Raw genomic sequence first — 19,129 nt, 5'->3', positions numbered from 1 at the left:
ACAGCAATTAGACATTCAGTTCTTGTTGTACACCTGAGAATAACCAATATCACGCTATAATGATGCAATTACCACGTTAGAAATTGTTAATATGAAAATCCGTATTCTGACCATTGGTCAAAAAATGCCTGCTTGGGTATTAACTGGTTTTGAGGATTACTTCAAAAGAATCCAACCTTTTGTACAGACGCAAATTATTGAACTCCCGATGGCAAAGCGTGGCAAAAATGATTCCGAAGCAGATATTTTAAAATACCGCCAAATTGAGGGCGATAGTATTCTCAGCCAATTGAAACACAATGAAGTATTGATTGCACTTGAAGTAGGCGGACGTGAATTTAGTACTGAAAAACTGGCTGAAACCATGAAAGGTTGGATGCTTGAAGGTTATGATGTTGCACTGGCCATTGGCGGACCAGATGGGCATTCTGAAGCCGTGCGAAAAGCTGCTGCTTGGCACTGGTCACTGTCAAAACTAACTCTGCCCCATCCATTGGTTCGGGTTATGCTGATTGAACAACTTTATCGTGCGATGAGTATTAACCATAATCATCCGTATCATCGTGCAGGCTAGTCATGTAATTGGGCAAAAGTTGCATTGATGAAACAGTCTGTTGAAATAAAAGGCTTATTGAGAGCATACATTTTAGCTAGAATGGGCAATTCACGCTGTATTTAATGATCATTTAGGCACAAAGATATGAACTTACAAACACTCCCAGGTTTATTCATTTCACATGGCTCTCCCATGCTTGCGCTAGATCCTGAACAAGTCGGTCCTGCACTACATCGTCTTGGTCTAAATTTGCCAAAACCACAAGCCATCGTGGTGATGTCTGCCCACTGGGAAAGTGAGGCTTTAGAAGTCAATACAGGTGTACGCCCTGAAACATGGCATGACTTTCGTGGTTTTCCTCAAGCGCTGTATGAGATTCGCTATCCCGCACCAGGAAATCCTGAATTGGCGGAAGAAATTCTACATCTCTTGGCTGAAGCTCATCTTCCTGCACATGCAAATAGTACTCGACCTCGTGATCATGGTGTATGGATGCCTTTATTACATATGTACCCTGAGGCAGATATTCCAGTCATTGAAATTTCTTTACCGATGAATATGGATGCTGATCAAATCTACCAAATTGGTCAAGCACTTGCCCCACTCCGTGAAAAACAAATTTTATTGATTGGTTCAGGCAGCATCACTCACAATTTAAGAGAATTGTCATGGAACGGCAAAGATGAAAATGTCCCTGAATGGGCATCTACATTTAGAAATTATGTGGTGAGCAAACTCAACCATAGTAATTATGATGCTGTATTGGAATGGGATAGCATTCCTTATCTACAGAAAAACCACCCAACACTTGAACACTTTGCGCCTCTTTTCTTTGCAATGGGTACTGGCCATCGCTTTAGTATTGTGCACAGTAGTTTTTCGATGGGCGCGCTAGGTATGGATATTTATCGTTTTGACTAAATGATTCAATTGATCATAATTCAGCACAAATGATAACAATTTGTTAATTATTGTTTAACTTTTAGTTATATGGATACATATTGAAACCGAATTAATAAATTGTATCCATATCTTTTAGTGTTTCATGGTTTATCCTATGCATAGTTTTTTAAAACGTGAATAGAATATGAAATTCAAATATTTAGCATTAGCTGTACTTCCTTTAGCCCTAGCGGCTTGCCAATCTGGCGATATTCAAAAATTGGGTGATACCGCTGTGAAAGTATTACAACAACAAGGTAATGCAGAGCAAACATTAAATGCTTATCAATGGTCTTATCAACCAGCAGATACCAAACAACCCATCGTACTTAATTTTGCAGACCAACGTTTAAGTGTTGCGACTGGCTGTAACCGACTAATGACCAGTGCAAAAGTTGAAAACGGTTTATTGGTTACTGGCAATATCGCATCAACCAATATGATGTGTTCTCCTGAATTAATGAAACAAGAAAGTTTTGCTGCGGCATTGTTCCAATCAAATAAAACAGCATTTGTACTCGACACAGCAAACACTGAAAGCCCAACGCTTACTTTGGTAAACGCGACAGGTGGTAAAGTTGTATTTACAGGTAAAATGACACCTGAAACTAAATACCAAAGCCAAGGTGAAACAATTTTCTTAGAAATCAGCCCAGAAACTAAAGAATGTTCTGCTGGTGTAAGAAAAATGCAGTGCTTACAAGTACGCGAAATCAAATATGCTGACAATGGTGTAAAAACCCAAGTAGATAAAGATTGGACATATTTCTATGACCAAATCGAAGGCTTTACGCATAGCCCTGCTGAGCGCCAAGTGGTTCGTGTAAAACGTTATGAGATTAAAAACCCAGCTGCTGATCAGTCTAAATACGCTTATGTACAAGACATGATTATCGAACGTGAAACTGTAAAATAATTGTATAGAAAAGCTGAAGTTCAACTTCAGCTTTTCTTAGTTTAACTATTTATAAACACCTAGATTTAAATCAGTTTTATGCTTTTCCAGCCAAATAATCAAAATATTTCTATCTTAAACTTTGCATCTTTATTTTAATCGATGCAGAACATCTAATATTGAACAATAATTAAAAAAAGCAGTGAATATATACACTCAATAATAGAAACTTAACAATCCATAGTGATTGCAGCAAAGCTCATTTTTAATACAGCAAGATCGATAAAGGTAAAATCATGAATCACAAATTAAGCGTTGCATTAATCTTACCGTTGCTCGTCATGACATGTAGCCAAGAATCTACAACTCAAAAAGTTCCTACAACACCAACGCCTATAGAAACCCAAGTTTCAAATACAGCAGCTCAACCACAAATTATTTTTTTAGAGGTCAGTCCTGAAACTCGACCTTGTACTGGTGTCGCACCACAAACTTGTCTTTTAGTCCGTGAATTAACCTTGAGCGAAACTGGTCAAAAAAATTATAGCGAGAAAGAAGCGAGTTATTTTTATGACTCTATTGATGGCTTTACCCATAATTCAAAGTCTACTCAAATTATTAAGGTCAAACGCACAGAAATTGCCAATCCTGCAGCTGATCAGTCTCAATACCAATATGAACTCGACTCAATTGTTGAAACCATTCCGAGCAAATAAGCTTGTTGCTGTTTTTCAAATTACTCAAATAAAAAACCGATGCAAAAGCATCGGTTTTAAGTTCAAAATCAAACTGAGATTAGAACACGCCTTGCGCTAACATTGCATCGGCAACTTTAACAAAACCAGCAATATTTGCACCATTTACATAGTTCACTGTGCCATCAGCTTGAGTACCGTATTTCACACAGTTACGATGAATTTCTTTCATAATTGCATGTAGGCGCTCATCCACTTCTTCAAATGTCCACCCCAAACGAATCGAGTTTTGTGACATTTCAAGACCAGAAGTGGCCACACCACCTGCATTAGACGCCTTACCAGGTGCATAAAGAATTTTTGCTTCTACAAATTTTTCAACAGCTTCTAGTGTTGAAGGCATATTGGCACCTTCTGCAACACAGATTACACCATTGGCAAGCAGTACATCTGCATCTTCTTCATTTAATTCATTTTGAGTTGCGCATGGCAATGCAATATCACACTGAATTGACCAAGGGCGTTGACCTTCTAAATATTCAAAACCGTGTTTTGAAGCAAATTCAGAAATACGTCCACGTTTTACGTTTTTAAGTTCCATTACTTCAGCAAGAAGCTCATTGGTAAAGCCATTTTTTACATGTACCGTACCATTTGAGTCTGACAATGAAACCACTTTCGCACCTAAGTACATGGCTTTTTCTGCAGCAAACTGCGCTACATTGCCCGAACCTGAAATCACCACAATTTTATCTTTAAAGCTTTCACCACGAGTTTTTAGCATTTCTTCAGCAAAATAAACTGTACCAAAACCTGTTGCTTCTGGGCGAGCCAAAGAACCACCGAATGATGACCCTTTACCCGTAAATACACATGAAGTGTCATTACTGAGCTTTTTCATCATACCCGCCATGTAACCTACTTCACGACCACCCACACCAATATCCCCTGCTGGAATATCAGTATTAGAACCAAGGTGACGGTAAAGTTCGATGATTAATGCTTGGCAAAAACGCATGATCTCGCCGTCTGATTTGCCTTTAGGATCGAAATCAGAACCACCTTTACCACCACCCATAGGCAGTGTGGTCAACGCATTTTTAAACGTCTGCTCAAAACCTAAAAATTTTAAAATAGAGAGATTTACAGATGGGTGAAACCGCATGCCGCCTTTAAATGGACCAATAGCAGAATTATATTGAACACGAAAAGCACGGTTAACTTGAGTTTGACCCTTGTCATCTACCCATGAAACACGGAATTGAATCGCTCGTTCTGGCTCAACAAGACGTTCAAGCAAACCGTGCTCAGCATACTCTGGGTTTTTCTCAATAAATGGCCACAAACTGGTCATAACTTCTTCCACAGCTTGTAAAAACTCTGGTTGATTTGGATCACGTGCTTTAACGTAATTTAAAAAGTCATTCAGGCTATTATATTTCAACGCTCATTCCTCAGCAGAAAATGATACAAAAAAGGTCAACCCTTTTAATAAAATGATAAATTTTGGCGCAAAGTATTTAATCCCTTTTGTATATAATCCACAACCTTTTTTCAAATGTTTTTTCAAATAATATTTAAATTCAATATGATAATTTCTAATCAACCCCAAATAAAATGTCAATTTGTTGGCGTTTTTAACCAAAAAATATTCGATATTTTGATCTAAATTAGCGCATTTTTAGCGCCAAATTAGAGCAAAGATTTTCACTACAAAACATGCTAAAATTGCAAAATATTCTTCGCTTTTACCAAGCATTTGTTCATTTTTCTTTAAAGTTTTATTCACATGAATTCATCGCTTTCCTTCATTCAGCAAATAGATGCCATTTTGCCACAAACACAATGTGGACTCTGTGGTCACCGTGATGGGTGTCTACCTTATGCAAAATCTATTGTAGAAAAAGGCGAAGAAGCCAATAAATGTGTGCCAGGTGGGCAACCTGTTGCAGATGCGCTTGCGGATATACTCAATCGTAATAAACTCATTGCTGAACCAAGTGTCTGGCCAATTCAAAGCGATGGCCGTCCACAACGCATGAAAGCCATTATTCGTGAAGATGAATGTATTGGTTGTACCAAATGCATCAGTGCTTGCCCTGTAGATGCCATTATTGGTTCTGGTAAACTGATGCATACCGTACTTACAGATCTATGCACTGGGTGTGAACTATGCATTGCTCCCTGTCCAGTAGATTGCATTGATTTAGTTGAAGACATTCAGCCTATTCCAAATGAACAACAACGTCTTTTAGAACAAAATGACTTACGTGGTCGTTACTATGCACATATTCAACGTGAAGAAAAACAACGCATCCATCGTAAAGGTCCTGTGGTTCGTGCAGAAATCGACACTGAACTCTTTGCGCAGATAACACAACAGAGTCAGGCTTTACCTACAATTGAAATCAATCAGCCCACAATAAAAAATCCAATTGTTACAGATGCGAAAACCACCATTGAATTGGCTAAGCTGCGGACTCAAATTAAAAAACTAGAGAAACAATTGAGTGTTCGAGCAGATGAAAATAAGCAACATCAATTAAATGAATTGATTCAACAGTTATCTGTTTTGCAAGAGGATGCATCATGACTGTAAAGAATATGACCAAAAAGCAGATTCAGATTTTCTTTGAACGATTACGTGAGCAACGCCCAAATCCTAAAACAGAACTCAATTACTCAAACCCATTTGAGTTGCTTGTCGCTGTTACCTTATCGGCTCAAGCCACAGATGTAAGTGTCAACAAAGCCACTGATAAGTTATTCCCTGTCGCCAATACTCCTGAACAAATTTATGCATTGGGTGTAGACGGTTTAAAGCAATATATTAAAACCATTGGTTTATATAATGCCAAAGCTGAAAATGTGATTAAAGCTTGTAAGATTCTGATTGAGAAGCACAATAGCCAAGTTCCAGACAATCGTGCTGATTTAGAAGCCTTACCTGGCGTAGGTCGTAAGACTGCCAATGTTGTGCTGAATACCGCCTTTGGTCAGCCTACAATGGCTGTAGATACGCATATCTTCCGTCTTGGCAATCGTACTGGACTGGCTGTAGGGAAAAACGTCCTTGAGGTCGAACATCGTTTAATTAAAGTGATTCCAAAAGAATTTATTATTGACTCGCATCATTGGTTAATTTTACATGGCCGCTATTGCTGTATTGCACGTAAACCCAAATGCAATGAATGTATTGTGTCAGATGTTTGTAATTGGCCTGATAAATATGAGTTTGGTGCTGCACGCGAAGTCAGAACAAAGTAGCGAATAAATGAGAGATTTTGACAAAACATAGTCATCATTTAATCAAGATTATGCTTTGTCATTTTTCTGAGGTAGTTATTTACTAAAGAAATAGATAGAATCTTAAAATAGCCCTCAATCAAATCTGACTTAACACCTCTAAGGGCACCCAACCAGACTGCTCATCAGATAATCTGCTACACCAAATCCAGCCATTTAGTTGTTCTTCTCCAACCAATAGATCGCCATGATCTACATTGAGTTCTTTCGCTGTGTAATCTGCGATTGCATAGCCTTGATGCTTATTGATCCATTCAATGATTTGAGTAGGAACCCACCCCTCTAATCCACTGTCGACTGTGCAGAAATACCAATTGTCCCAATTCTCCGAGCCTTGATACTTTTCGCCTATGTTGAGCAAAGTCCCCTTTGAAAAATAAATAGGCTCTAAATATTCGCTACGATGTGCTGCTATGGCAATCAATTTCATTTGGACAGTCTTCTTATAATATGAATGCTGTGAATTTAGCATGTAGATGGATAAACAAAACCCTTAGAATTAATTGCTTGCACATCTCAATCATACAAATTCATCAATTTGGAATAATGAAGCTCGATGATAGATAAGGATTAATTTATCCTCAGCATTAATCTCCCTGATTATTTTACTTTTTATTTTCCAAATCTTTCTTTAACTTTTCAAGCCGTTTCCACTCTTCAGCCACCTGTGGATGCACTTGGTAATTGCCTGATTTTCTCATTTGACGGCGTTGCTGAAGCTCTTCTTTTTGTGCTTTGCGTAACAATTTAAAGCTCATATACAATAAGCCCAAAAGAAGCAATATACTCAAAATGACCAAGGCAATTAATACAAACTTCACTCTCTACGCCACTCTTGCAAAAAAAAAAGAGACCTAATATGAATCAGGTCTCTGTTATTGTCAAAGCTTAAAAAAATGCTTTGAATGCGGTCTTATTTATCTAAAATCGCAAATAAATCTTTTTGAACATCTTCTATTGGACGTAAACCGTTCAATTTATTATAAGTCGGTGCATTTTCCCCAGAAGCTGCACGTCCTTGATAGAAACCAACAAGCTGTTCAGTTTCATTATGATAAGAGCCTAAACGCTTACGAATCGTTGCTTCTTCGTCATCTGGACGTTGCACAAGATCTTCGCCAGTTTCATCATCTTTACCTTCCACTTTCGGTGGGTTATAAATCGTGTGATAAACACGACCAGATGCTGGGTGCTGACGACGACCAGAAAGACGTTTTACGATTTCTTCGTCTGGTACTTCAATTTCGATTACATGGTCAATGCTAATCCCTTCGTTCTCTAAAGCCTCAGCTTGAGGAATCGTACGTGGGAAACCATCGAAAATACAACCATTTACACAATCAGGTTGTGCAATACGTTCTTTCACTAAACCGATAATAAGCTCATCAGATACTAAACCACCTGATTCCATTACACTTTTAGCTTTAAGACCTAATTCAGTACCTTCACGAATTGCAGCACGGAGCATATCACCGGTTGAAATTTGTGGGACATTGTAGCGCTTACAGATCAACTGAGCTTGTGTACCTTTACCTGCTCCAGGTGGTCCGAGTAATATAATGCGCATAAAAAAACATCCTCATTTAAAACAATATGTATGATACCGTTTGCCATGACAAATTAAAACTTATCATCGTAATGGCATCAAATTTATAAGAAAGCCACAAATAAATGTATTAGACCAGCAAAAAATCCAGTCACACCACCAAGTACAATCAAAATCCATTCGTCTTCCTGAAATGCAGGACGTAACAGGTTTTGAAACTCTTTTGGGGTTAACTCTCTAATCCGCTCTTTAAACATCTGAAAAATTTTCTGTGCACGGCTCGCATTAAACGCAGGGTCGCAAACAGGCACCATCGTAATTTCAATTGACCGATCAATCAAGTCTGTCTTGAGTTTTGCATACTCTTTTAGTCCTAAAGACAATTGTAAAGAGGTCCGAACCAATGGAGTTTCCATAATTTCGTTAATATGACGCTTTACAATACGACGGGTTTTTTCTTTCTTAGGACCATACATCATTTCAGTCATGATTGATTTTAACGTAATCAAATCTTCAGTCACGACACTTGCAAAAACATCTGACACTTCTTCTTGGCGTTTCATAAACGCACCTTGAACATTATAAGTGCCAATTCTTGGAATAACAGGTTTAATCCATGGAAATTTTCGATCTTTTGTACGTTCAAAAAATTGTGGATAGCGTACGTAATGTGGCTCTACTGGATTGAAAACCATCCAGATTGCAATCCAGTTGGTTAAAAAGCCCCAAACGGCTGCAAAGAAAGGTACCGTCCAATGTTGTGGTACAAAGACATAAACAAACATTTGGAAAATACCAAAGAAACTCCCGATTACAGCACTAATATGCCAAATAAAGTTAATTTCTTTTTGCCCAACTTTTAAAAACATACGGACCATCAAACGGCGATCGCCTTCCATTTGAGTAACGACCATATCCCGCATGTTGACCAGTGACTCGACGTTCATGGTCAGTTCGGTCACGAGTTCTCTTAAGACACCCGGCAATTGTTTATGCGCTTGACCATAAATTCGACGTTTAATCGAATAAGGTAAGTTTTCCCACAAAACAGCATTACGATCTAACATCACCTCATCAATCAAATGTTCAAGCTCAAAACCGACTTGTTCACCGATAATCCGAGCCATATCTTCAGGATCCATTGCATCTAAAAATTCACGCAAAGAACCCAGTTTGGATAATGTATTGTCTGTGATGATGCCTGAAATTCGCCCAGCTTTGCGTGGCACAATCCCTTGCCAACCCACGGGTAAGGGACCAATATGGAACCCCCAGAACGTGATTGGATAAAATACCATTTTCAGTGCCATCCAAACGTGTGCCCACGTTACAAAGGCCGTCACTGGGATGATACTTAAAATGGCAAGATGATCAGGTCGAGCTGTAAAAGCGTGCCACAAACCATTAACGTATTCCAACATGCATGACTCTCGTATTTATTTCTATTTGCGGTCGAAGGATATGGATAAAATCATAAAAACTTTAGAACCCGACACTTAAGGTATAAGCAAATTGTATTTGTGGACGAGTTTCCAGGACCATATCTCCATTTTTATTATGAAGCTCACTACCTGCACCCATCCCCACACTAAATGTACTTATACGCTCTTTATTCAATAAAACATAAGATAAATCGGCACCACCACCATATTGAACTTCATCACTTCCGTCCACTTTTTTACTTTTAAGTGTTCCGCCATAGACCCCAACATAGAATCCATTTTTATCTTTACCATTTAATACTACAGGAATTCTATAGCCGACTTGACCTGCAAACTCATGGTCGCCATTATAAAAAACACCTAATTTAGTATACGCAATTCCATAAGGATTTACCCACTCACCATTCGCATGGACCATCTGTTGCGTTACACCCGCACCGATATTCCATTTAGAAGCATCTTCAGGCTTAAACTTTGCCTCTGGTAAAATTCCCTTCATATCTGGCAAATAATCTTTAACATCAGCATGCGCGAAATTTCCGACAGCTACTAACATTAATAAGGGAAAGATTTTTTTCATTATTTTCTCCATTATCCCTAATCTTAACTTAGGTCGAATCTATTTATCCTTAAGGCTCGACTTTAACAGAATTATTTTAGCACTCATATACAAAACGCTATAAATTTAATGTCGCTAAGGTCAAATCCATACAGGCTCTGCTGACAATTCCTCAATGTTTACAACGATGCGTATTTTTCAGGTGAAATGTCAACGGTCCTGCATAAGGCATAACAAATTTGTTGCAGAGACTGAGTTAAAATATATTTTGATGAGTTATTTGTGTTTTTTAATTTTTAAGACTCAATCTAGGGTAAAATGTTTGACCCCTAAATTCACCCATCTTTAAGTACTAAAGCCGACGACGTATGAAGCAGCAGTTTCCTCTAAAAAATGTCCAACAAGAAAAACGCATCTTTCGTAGTCGTGTCTTTTTTGCGATTGGTATTGTTTCATTTTTTATGTGCCTTCTGGTTGCACGCTATGCTTATCTGCAGATTTTTCATCATCAAGAGTTTAGTGAAGCATCAGATAAAAACCGTATTCGACTACAACCCATCGCACCAGCACGCGGTTATATTTACGATCGTAATGGGATTTTACTGGCAGATAACTACCCTGTTTTTACTGCAACCCTAAGCAAAGCCGATGTCGAAGATATAGATGATACGGTTAAGCGTTTAATTCCAATTTTAAATCTGAATCAAGAAGATATTGACCGTTTTAATAGCCGTATTAAAGCCTCTAAAAAAACAGAACGAGTCACCTTAAAGCTAAACCTAACAGAACAAGATATTGCACGCTTTAGTGAAATCAAGTTTCAATTTCCGGGTGTTGATATCGAAACACAAATGACCCGCTATTATCCACATGGTGAGCTATTTGCCCATGTTATTGGCTATGTGGGTCGTATTAACGATAAAGAGCTCAAAGCAATTGATAAAGATAGTTATGCAGGAACCAACCTGATTGGGAAAATTGGTGTAGAGAAATCCTATGAAGATTTACTGCATGGTGTTCCTGGTTATGAATCGATTGAAGCCGATGCACATGGTAATGTCTTACGTCATTTAGGCCGTAAAGAGTCTACCCGAGGCAATGACTTATATCTTTCACTCGATTATGGTCTGCAAACCATTGCAGCAGAACAGCTTAAAGATCGTCGTGGTGCAATCGTCGCAATTGATCCACGAACTGGTGAAATATTAGCACTGGTTTCAAGCCCAAGTTTTAACCCGAACTTATTTGTAACAGGTATTGGACACGCAGATTATACAGCCTTGCGTGACAACCTAGATCAACCGCTCTATAACCGTGCTGTCCAAGGAACCTATCCTCCCGGCTCTACCATTAAACCGATGGAAGGCTTAGGTGGTATTCACTTTAAAACGGTAGATTGGGGAACTACAATTTCCGATCCTGGCTATTTCCATTTACCTGGCGATTCACATAAATTCCGTGACTGGAAAAAGACTGGACATGGCTCAGTCAACTTACATAAGTCCATTGTGGTTTCTTGTGATACTTACTTCTATATCTTGTCTTACCAGATGGGTATAGACCGCATGAATGAATGGATGCGCCAATTTGGTTTCGGTGAAAAGACAGGGGTAGATTTACCAAGCGAAAGTACAGGTTTATATCCAAGTCCTGAATGGAAAATGCGTACCCGAAAAAGCAAATGGCTCAAGGGTGAAACCATTTCTGTCAGTATTGGTCAAGGTGCGTTTACCGCGACTCCATTACAACTGGCGATGGCAACAGCAATTACCGCCAACCATGGTGCACATGTCACACCACACGTATTACGTGAATCTAAAGGGGCGAAAAAGCATGAAGTACTCAATGCCCCGACAGGAAAAATCAACTTCAGTGGTACAGATGAAGACTGGATTAAAATGCGTGATGCAATGGTTGATGTTATTCAAACAGGTACAGGTCGTGGTATCCGTACACCAATGTACCAAATCGCAGGTAAAACAGGTACAGCACAGGTGAAGAGTATTGCCCAAGGCAAGCGCTATAACGAAGCTGCACTGACATCAAGACAATTAGACCACGGTTTATTTGTTGGTTTTGCACCTGCTGAAAACCCTGAAATTGCCATTGCGGTGATTTGGGAAAATGGTAAGCATGGTGGTTCTGCTGCCAAGATTGCTCGTCCTGTGTTTGATTACTGGTTGCTGACTCGCAAAAAGAATCCAATTGTACCGCTTAACCATCAAGTCAGTGGTGGCTTAATGACAGCTGGGATCAAACCGGGTGAACTGCCAAGTGGTGATGTTTCTCTTGCAGCAGATCCAAATGCCTTGCCTAAACCGAAGCCAAATACGCAGACCAATACGGCTACCCAAAACCGTATACCAACTCAAGGTCATAGTACGACTTCGACACAACCCACTCCCCCACCTGTACCTGAGGCTGATATCAGTGAATAATAAAGTGAAAAACCAATTACGTATTATTGGTGGAGAATGGAAACGTCGAGTTCTTCCTTTTGCTGATATCGATGGTTTACGTCCTACCCCTGATCGAGTGCGTGAAACATTGTTTAACTGGCTGATGTGGGATATTCAAAATGCCAAAGTCTTAGATCTTTGTGCTGGTTCAGGTGCTTTAGGATTTGAAGCACTTTCACGTGGTGCAAGGCACGTGATCATGATTGAACCCAATGCCACGCAAGCTAAATTTTTAAAAGACAATATTCAGTTGCTTAAAGCTGAAAACTGTCAGCTGAAAATTCAAACAGCACAACACGCCTTATCCAATTTAAATGAACAGTTTGATTTAATGTTTTTAGATCCACCCTATAGTTTAAATTTATGGGATGAATTGGCTCAAAAAGCTGATCAATACTTATCTGATCAAGCATTGATTTATGTAGAAGCAGATCGTGGCTTAAATCAACTGAATTTACCCTCAACATGGCAATTACAGAAACAAACCAAAGCTGGTGTAGTACAAGCAGGTTTATTTAAAAAAATAATATAGGGTATTGTTCTCGTGTGGCATGCCCTACAAAAAATACGCTATTGCCTACACAAATATATTTAAACTTTCAATGTAAAATGCGGCAGTGCCACCCTACAAAGATATAAATTAGTTTTTAAAAAAATATATGAGTTACTTCATTCATATATTTTCAAACAACAAGATAGAAAAAAATGGGCATGCATTGCCCATTTTTATATTTAAGATAAAGAATTAACGCCCTTTCCAATTCCAGTCACGATCATTACGATCTCGGTCATAACGATGTCGATCACCATCACGACGCTGATCCCAGCGATGATCCGAATCATGTCGCTGATCATAACGACCATGACCACCTCGATGACCATCATCAAATGGTGCAACAATACAACCAGTTAATGAAATAGCAACTACACCCAACACAATAACTTTGTTTAACATGATGACTCACCTCTTCATCTCATTTTTGCTTAAGTTAGTCTGTTAATGTGTAGTGCTAAACAAGCTTATGTTTCAAGTTGTAGTATTTCCACCATGATTTCTTCACGGTAATAAAAAATGATCGATAAAATATTTATGGTTAATAGGTCAGCGTTCTAATCCAAAACAGACGCAATAATTGCCCACGATCATAAGGAAAACTAGAGATGTATTCATAACCCACTTTGTTTAAAGCATTGATCTTAAATTCAATACCATAACCAAAAGAAAGATAAAGCTCACTTGATGCAGGATTATCATTTGAAGGGTTGAGTAATGATGTCTTTAATTGTTGTACATTGTAAGCAGTATAATTAAATACACGAATACGCTCATTTTCATAAAATTTATTGGTTAAAATTGAATAATCTGCCAATTCATGCTCATGCTGTTCTGCTAGCTTTTTTTGCAATTGGTCTTGTTCAAAAAAAATATCATTTCGCTCAGTGCTCATTTCAGTATCACTTAGGCTATTTTCTTGATTTTCAATTTTAAATAATTGCTCATCTTGCAATTGATCTGGTTGTCCTAATAATTCATCTTGATATTCCACAATTTGATTTTGTGCCTCTTCTGCCATAAGTGCCAGATCATCAAAAGCATAAACATTTGAATTTATAAAAAATATAAAAATGACCATTAAATTGAGCGGGTAAATAGGTCGCATGTTTTGCCTAATCAATTCATCATTTTTATCGGAGTTATACCAATCATAAAACAAGATGGTTGTCTCCTCTGTTTGTTTATACGTCACTTAAATGTTCAGTCTAATTGTAGCCTACATATAGATCAGAATGGCTGAAGCACACCCAATATCAAATGCGTTTCGTTTTAATTATAAATAATATGATCAATATGTTAAACCAATTAACTTTCATTCTGAGCCATCATTTTATCAATAGGATTTAAAAAGTTTAATTATTTGAATATTCATATGTAATCAATGCACTAAGATGCTTAAATTTCTCTAGATGTTTTTATATTTTTCATCTTGAGTATGTGCAATTGATAAACTTTGTAACTCATCTCTCAATCTAAGAGTCTGATCGATAAAAGTGCTAAAATTAAATTGATATCAAATGAGTTGATTTGAACATGGAAATACGAGATCAAATTATTCTAGTGACTGGTGGCGCACGTGGTCTAGGACTTGCAATTACCCATGCTTTGATTCGTGAAGGCGCAAGAGTTGTGGTGAATTATTTCAATAGTGAAGAATCCGCACAACAACTTGCTAAGGAACATGCCGAACAAGTTTTTATTTACAAAGCAGATGTAACTGATGCAGATCAAGTCAACACGATGTTTAAAAAGGCAAAACTGCATTATGGACATGCAATCACCTCAGTGATTAATAATGCGCTATTGGCATTTAAATTTGATGGTGATCTACGTCCAAAAGTTGAAACCTTGAGCTGGCACAGTATGCAACAGCAATTGGACAGTGCAGTAAAAGCCGCTTTAAACACCACCCAAGCTGCACTAGAAGATATGAAAAAAGATCATTTTGGTCGAATCATCAATATTGGAACCAATCTTGTACAGAATCCTGTGGTTCCTTATCATGATTATACTGCAGCTAAAGCAGCACTTTTGGCCTTTACCCGCACAACGTCACACGATTTAGGTCAGTATGGTATTAATGTAAATATGCTTTCAGGCGGTCTATTACGTAAGACTGATGCTAGCAGTGCAACACCTGATCAAGTGTTTGATTTGATCGCTGCTTCCACACCCTTACAAGAAGTCACCACACCTGAGCAGTTTGCAGATGCCGTGCTGATGTTTTTATCACCGTGGTCACGTGCTGTAACAGGACAAAATTTGATTGTGGATGGTGGTTTAGTCAAAGGCTAATCACAGATCACCACTCTCATATAAATTCCCTTTTTTCTATCTTGATCACAAAATTAAACGCTAACAATCAAGAATATACAACCAATACTCTTCAACCAATAAAAATGGGAGCCGATCGGCTCCCATTTTCTAGCTTAAAAATTTAAACTTTAAATTAAACCAAGCCTTTCTTTTTTAAGACATCAAACATAGTTGAACCAAGTTCAGCTGGGCTACGCGTATATGCCATACCCGCTTTTTCAAATGCAGCAAACTTCTCTTCAGCAGTACCTTTACCGCCAGAGATAATCGCTCCTGCGTGACCCATACGCTTACCTTTAGGCGCTGTTACACCCGCAATATAACCAACAACAGGTTTAGTCACATTAGATTGAATATATTCAGCAGCTTCTTCTTCCGCACTACCACCAATTTCACCAATCATGATGATTGCTTCTGTTTGTGGGTCTTCTTGGAAAAGTTTTAAGCAGTCAATTTGGTTCATACCTGGAATTGGGTCACCACCGATACCAATACAAGTAGACTGACCTAAACCAAGCTTAGTCGTTTGCGCAACTGCTTCATAAGTCAATGTACCAGAACGAGAAATGATTCCGATTTTACCTGGTTGATGAATATGCCCTGGCATAATCCCAATTTTACATTCGCCCGGTGTGATAATACCTGGACAGTTTGGACCGATTAAACGTGCATTATTACCATAAGTTTCAAGGTAACGTTTCGCTTTTAACATGTCTAAGGTTGGAACACCTTCGGTGATCACCACGATTAACTCAATACCAGAATCGACTGCTTCAACAATAGAATCTAGTACAAATGGTGCAGGTACATAAATTGATGTTGCATTTGCACCAGTCTCTTTTACTGCTTCACGCATTGTATTGAAAACAGGTAGACCAATATGAGTTTGACCACCTTTACCCGGTGTTACGCCACCAACTACTTTTGTACCGTATGCAATTGATTGCTCAGAATGGAATGTACCATTCTTACCTGTAAAGCCTTGTACCAATACTTTTGTGTCTTTATTAACTAATACGCTCATGATTGATACTCCTTACGCTTTCACAGCAGCAACAACTTTTTCTGCGGCATCAGCTAAGCCATTCGCAGAAATTAATTTTAGACCTGATTCATCAAGTAATTTAGCACCTAATTCTGCATTGTTCCCTTCTAAACGAACAACTACAGGTACGGTTACATTTACTTCTTGAACCGCTGCAATAATCGCTTCAGCAATCATGTCACAACGTACGATACCACCAAAAATATTGATCAATACACCTTGTACAGATGAATCTGAAAGAATAATTTTAAATGCTTCAATTACGCGATCTTTAGTCGCACCGCCACCAACATCAAGGAAGTTTGCTGGCTGACCACCATACAGTTTGATGATGTCCATTGTTGCCATCGCAAGACCAGCACCATTCACCATACAACCAATATTACCTTCTAAAGCAACATAGTTAAGGTCAAATTCAGATGCTTTTAACTCACGCTCATTTTCTTGAGATTTATCACGCATCGCTGCAATTTCAGGCAAACGATAAAGTGCATTTGAGTCAATACCGACTTTGGCATCTACACATAAGATTTCGCCATTTTCACGAACTGAAAGTGGGTTAATTTCAAATAGTGCAAAGTCATTTTCAACAAATGCTTTGTACGCGCCTGTCATGATGGTTACAAATTGGCTGATTTGCTTATCTTTTAAACCTAATTGGAAGCCAACATCACGCGCTTGGAATGGCAATAAACCAACCAGTGGATCTACTTCGACTTTAATAATTTTTTCAGGTGTTTCTTCAGCAACTTTTTCAATTTCTACACCACCCTCTGTAGACGCCATGAATGTCACACGACGACTAGAACGGTCAACCACTGCACCTAAATACAATTCACGTTCTACAGGATAAACATCTTCACAAACAAGGATACTATTTACCGGCTGACCATTGGCATCCGTCTGATACGTGACTAAACGAGTACCTAACAGGCTTTTTGCATATTCAGCTGCTTCTTCTTTTGACTTAACAACTTTTACGCCACCCGCTTTACCACGACCACCTGCATGGACTTGGGCCTTCATCACAGCGAATTTGCCACTAATTTGCTCAAAGGCAGCAGATGCTTCTTCGGGCGTAGTGATTAAAATGCCTTCTTGAACTGGCATACCATATTTTTTTAACAGCGTTTTCGCTTGATACTCATGTAGATTCATGTTTTACCTTTTACTACTTTTCACATTGTTATGACACACCAATAATTAGACTTCCATCGCAATAACTATCGGCATTTATTAAAGTTTGTTCTTTTATTTTTAGATGATTATTCAATTAAAAACAACCATCAAAAGTAAAAAGAGCGGTCGAAACCGCTCTTTTTTGTGTTATTTACGTTTACGCTGAATCGCGTGAATCGCACGCCCATCAACAGCAAGCGCTGCTTCATGAACGACTTCAGAATAAGTTGGGTGACCGAAAGTCATCAATTGTAAATCTTCAACTGAAGATACAAATTCAAGTGCAATCATACCTTGGTGAACAATATCAGAAGCACCTGGACCAATGATATGCATACCCAATAAACGATCAGTTTTTGCATCTGCAACAAACTTCACAAATCCAGCAGATTCATTGGCAGCTAAAGCACGACCATTTACCGCAAATGGGAATTGACCGGTTTTAACGTCGTGACCTTTCTCTTTAGCTTGCTCTTCAGTCAAACCTACCCACGCAGCTTCAGGGTGTGTATAAATCACTGAAATAATAGTGTCATAATTCACTTGAGCAGCATGACCATGCATACGCTCAACTGCCATTACACCTTCTTCCATTGCTTTATGCGCAAGCATTGGACCACGTACCAAGTCACCAATTGCATATACACCGTCAACAGACGTTGCACACCAATCGTTCACTTCAACCAAACCACGTTCAGTTAATTTAATGCCTGAATCTTCAGCCAATAAACCTTCTGCATAGGCTTTACGGCCAACACAAACGATTAATTTATCAAAAGTTTGAGTTTTATCTTCGCCTGCTTGGTTATATTGAACAGTCACTTCACGACCATTCACTTCAGTACCTGAAACTTTAGCGCCAATACGAATATCTAAACCTTGTTTTGTTAAAAGTTTTTGATAATCTTTTGCCAACGCTTTATCCGCCATTGGTAAGAATGCATCTAATGCTTCAAACACAACAACTTCAGAGCCAAGACGACGCCATACTGAACCAAGTTCTAGTCCAATTACGCCTGCACCAATTACACCTAAACGTTTAGGCACTTCTTGGAATTCTAATGCACCTGTTGAATCAACGATAAGGTCTTCATCAACTTTTGCTACAGGAATATTTACAGGTACAGAACCAGTTGCAAGAATTACGAATTTAGGTTCTAAAACTTGAACATCGCCACCTTCTAATGGTGTGAATTCAACTTTTTTACCAGCAAGTAATTTACCTGTACCTTGTAACCACTCGATACCATTGCCTTTCAGCAATTGAGCAACACCGCCAGTTAAGTTATCTACAACTTTGTCTTTACGAGCAAGAAGCTTTTGAAGATCAAGTTGGACATTTTCAACTGTAATACCGTGAACATCTAAGCCATGAAGAGTGTCTTCATAGTGATGTGAAGAATCTAAAAGTGCTTTAGAAGGAATACAACCTACGTTTAAGCAAGTACCACCTAAAGATGGCTTACCTTTGTGTACACGTTTTTCGATACACGCAACTTTGAAACCAAGTTGAGCAGCACGGATTGCCGCTTCATAACCACCTGGTCCACCGCCGATTACCACTAAATCAAACTGAGACATGCTTATCTCCAAAAACGAGTTTAAAGGATCACTCTAAACTCGTGTTGTTATT

At 38.6% G+C, this 19,129-nt stretch carries 20 protein-coding genes; 9 read left to right on the top strand and 11 right to left on the bottom strand.

Annotated elements, in window-relative coordinates; translation table 11 throughout:
• Window positions 1–91 precede the first annotated feature (91 nt).
• From rlmH to FHR28_RS04875, 4 genes are all read left to right on the top strand, one after another.
• The gene (gene rlmH, locus FHR28_RS04890) at window positions 92–574 is read left to right on the top strand and encodes a 23S rRNA (pseudouridine(1915)-N(3))-methyltransferase RlmH (RefSeq protein ID WP_004717243.1); all 483 of its coding nucleotides are present in this window, start codon (window positions 92–94) and stop codon (window positions 572–574) included.
• 126 nt (window positions 575–700) lie between these two features.
• The gene (locus FHR28_RS04885) at window positions 701–1,477 is read left to right on the top strand and encodes a dioxygenase (RefSeq protein WP_166782046.1); all 777 of its coding nucleotides are present in this window, start codon (window positions 701–703) and stop codon (window positions 1,475–1,477) included.
• A 166-nt stretch (window positions 1,478–1,643) separates the two neighbouring features.
• A complete protein-coding gene (locus FHR28_RS04880) occupies window positions 1,644–2,414 on the top strand; it encodes an META and DUF4377 domain-containing protein (RefSeq protein ID WP_004717248.1) in 771 nt (256 codons plus the stop codon).
• A gap of 275 nt (window positions 2,415–2,689) precedes the next feature.
• On the top strand, window positions 2,690–3,109 hold the full coding sequence (locus FHR28_RS04875) for a DUF4377 domain-containing protein (protein WP_166782045.1): 420 nt from the start codon (window positions 2,690–2,692) through the stop codon (window positions 3,107–3,109).
• Window positions 3,110–3,188: 79 nt separating this feature from the next.
• On the opposite strand, the gene gdhA is transcribed toward FHR28_RS04875, so the two are convergent.
• Window positions 3,189–4,532 carry an NADP-specific glutamate dehydrogenase gene (gene gdhA / locus FHR28_RS04870; protein WP_004823182.1) on the bottom strand — a complete coding sequence of 448 codons (1,344 nt, stop codon included), beginning with the start codon at window positions 4,530–4,532 and terminating at the stop codon, window positions 3,189–3,191.
• Between the two features lie 345 nt (window positions 4,533–4,877).
• Between gdhA and FHR28_RS04865 the strand changes: the two genes are divergently transcribed.
• Together FHR28_RS04865 and nth are read left to right on the top strand one after the other, a co-directional pair.
• Window positions 4,878–5,681 (top strand): RnfABCDGE type electron transport complex subunit B, encoded by an 804-nt coding sequence (locus tag FHR28_RS04865; RefSeq protein WP_166782044.1) that lies wholly within the window; start codon window positions 4,878–4,880, stop codon window positions 5,679–5,681.
• On the top strand, window positions 5,678–6,355 hold the full coding sequence (gene nth, locus FHR28_RS04860) for an endonuclease III (protein WP_216076323.1): 678 nt from the start codon (window positions 5,678–5,680) through the stop codon (window positions 6,353–6,355). Before FHR28_RS04865 ends, nth begins: the two co-directional genes overlap by 4 nt.
• 118 nt (window positions 6,356–6,473) lie before the next feature.
• Here nth and FHR28_RS04855 read toward each other — a convergent pair whose 3' ends face one another.
• The 5 genes from FHR28_RS04855 to FHR28_RS04835 form a co-directional block, all read right to left on the bottom strand.
• Window positions 6,474–6,824 (bottom strand): SH3 domain-containing protein, encoded by a 351-nt coding sequence (locus tag FHR28_RS04855; protein WP_166782043.1) that lies wholly within the window; start codon window positions 6,822–6,824, stop codon window positions 6,474–6,476.
• A 175-nt stretch (window positions 6,825–6,999) separates the two neighbouring features.
• The gene (locus FHR28_RS04850) at window positions 7,000–7,215 is read right to left on the bottom strand and encodes a hypothetical protein (RefSeq protein WP_166782042.1); all 216 of its coding nucleotides are present in this window, start codon (window positions 7,213–7,215) and stop codon (window positions 7,000–7,002) included.
• 92 nt (window positions 7,216–7,307) lie between these two features.
• Window positions 7,308–7,961: an adenylate kinase gene (gene adk / locus FHR28_RS04845; protein ID WP_004717260.1), complete on the bottom strand. Its 654-nt coding sequence runs from the start codon at window positions 7,959–7,961 to the stop codon at window positions 7,308–7,310.
• Window positions 7,962–8,044: 83 nt separating this feature from the next.
• Window positions 8,045–9,361 carry a hypothetical protein gene (locus FHR28_RS04840; RefSeq protein ID WP_004717262.1) on the bottom strand — a complete coding sequence of 439 codons (1,317 nt, stop codon included), beginning with the start codon at window positions 9,359–9,361 and terminating at the stop codon, window positions 8,045–8,047.
• Between the two features lie 61 nt (window positions 9,362–9,422).
• Window positions 9,423–9,962 (bottom strand): hypothetical protein, encoded by a 540-nt coding sequence (locus tag FHR28_RS04835; protein WP_004717263.1) that lies wholly within the window; start codon window positions 9,960–9,962, stop codon window positions 9,423–9,425.
• Between the two features lie 347 nt (window positions 9,963–10,309).
• Between FHR28_RS04835 and mrdA the strand changes: the two genes are divergently transcribed.
• Together mrdA and rsmD are read left to right on the top strand one after the other, a co-directional pair.
• Entirely contained in the window at window positions 10,310–12,379 is a 2,070-nt protein-coding gene (gene mrdA / locus FHR28_RS04830; RefSeq protein ID WP_056518124.1) for a penicillin-binding protein 2, read from the top strand.
• A 4-nt stretch (window positions 12,380–12,383) separates the two neighbouring features.
• A complete protein-coding gene (rsmD, locus tag FHR28_RS04825) occupies window positions 12,384–12,932 on the top strand; it encodes a 16S rRNA (guanine(966)-N(2))-methyltransferase RsmD (RefSeq protein WP_056518213.1) in 549 nt (182 codons plus the stop codon).
• Window positions 12,933–13,145: 213 nt separating this feature from the next.
• Here rsmD and FHR28_RS04820 read toward each other — a convergent pair whose 3' ends face one another.
• Together FHR28_RS04820 and FHR28_RS04815 are read right to left on the bottom strand one after the other, a co-directional pair.
• A complete protein-coding gene (locus FHR28_RS04820; RefSeq protein ID WP_004717269.1) occupies window positions 13,146–13,355 on the bottom strand; it encodes a hypothetical protein in 210 nt (69 codons plus the stop codon).
• A gap of 139 nt (window positions 13,356–13,494) precedes the next feature.
• Window positions 13,495–13,974, bottom strand: coding sequence for a hypothetical protein (locus FHR28_RS04815; RefSeq protein WP_224964007.1), 480 nt, complete (start codon window positions 13,972–13,974; stop codon window positions 13,495–13,497).
• A gap of 515 nt (window positions 13,975–14,489) precedes the next feature.
• Here FHR28_RS04815 and FHR28_RS04810 point away from each other — a divergent pair.
• Window positions 14,490–15,251, top strand: a complete 762-nt coding sequence (locus tag FHR28_RS04810) for a 3-oxoacyl-ACP reductase (protein ID WP_004717273.1) — start codon at window positions 14,490–14,492, stop codon at window positions 15,249–15,251.
• Window positions 15,252–15,405: 154 nt separating this feature from the next.
• On the opposite strand, the gene sucD is transcribed toward FHR28_RS04810, so the two are convergent.
• The 3 genes from sucD to lpdA all read right to left on the bottom strand — a co-directional run bounded on the left by sucD (window position 15,406) and on the right by lpdA (window position 19,077).
• Window positions 15,406–16,296 carry a succinate--CoA ligase subunit alpha gene (gene sucD, locus FHR28_RS04805; protein ID WP_004717274.1) on the bottom strand — a complete coding sequence of 297 codons (891 nt, stop codon included), beginning with the start codon at window positions 16,294–16,296 and terminating at the stop codon, window positions 15,406–15,408.
• A gap of 12 nt (window positions 16,297–16,308) precedes the next feature.
• Window positions 16,309–17,475, bottom strand: a complete 1,167-nt coding sequence (gene sucC / locus FHR28_RS04800) for an ADP-forming succinate--CoA ligase subunit beta (protein ID WP_004717276.1) — start codon at window positions 17,473–17,475, stop codon at window positions 16,309–16,311.
• Window positions 17,476–17,643: 168 nt separating this feature from the next.
• Entirely contained in the window at window positions 17,644–19,077 is a 1,434-nt protein-coding gene (gene lpdA / locus FHR28_RS04795) for a dihydrolipoyl dehydrogenase (RefSeq protein ID WP_004717278.1), read from the bottom strand.
• Window positions 19,078–19,129: the final 52 nt, after the last annotated feature.

The organism is Acinetobacter sp. BIGb0196 (assembly GCF_011759595.1).
In the GTDB taxonomy this organism is placed as follows: Bacteria; Pseudomonadota; Gammaproteobacteria; order Pseudomonadales; family Moraxellaceae; genus Acinetobacter; species Acinetobacter guillouiae.
This window is presented reverse-complemented; position numbering and strand designations above follow the sequence as displayed.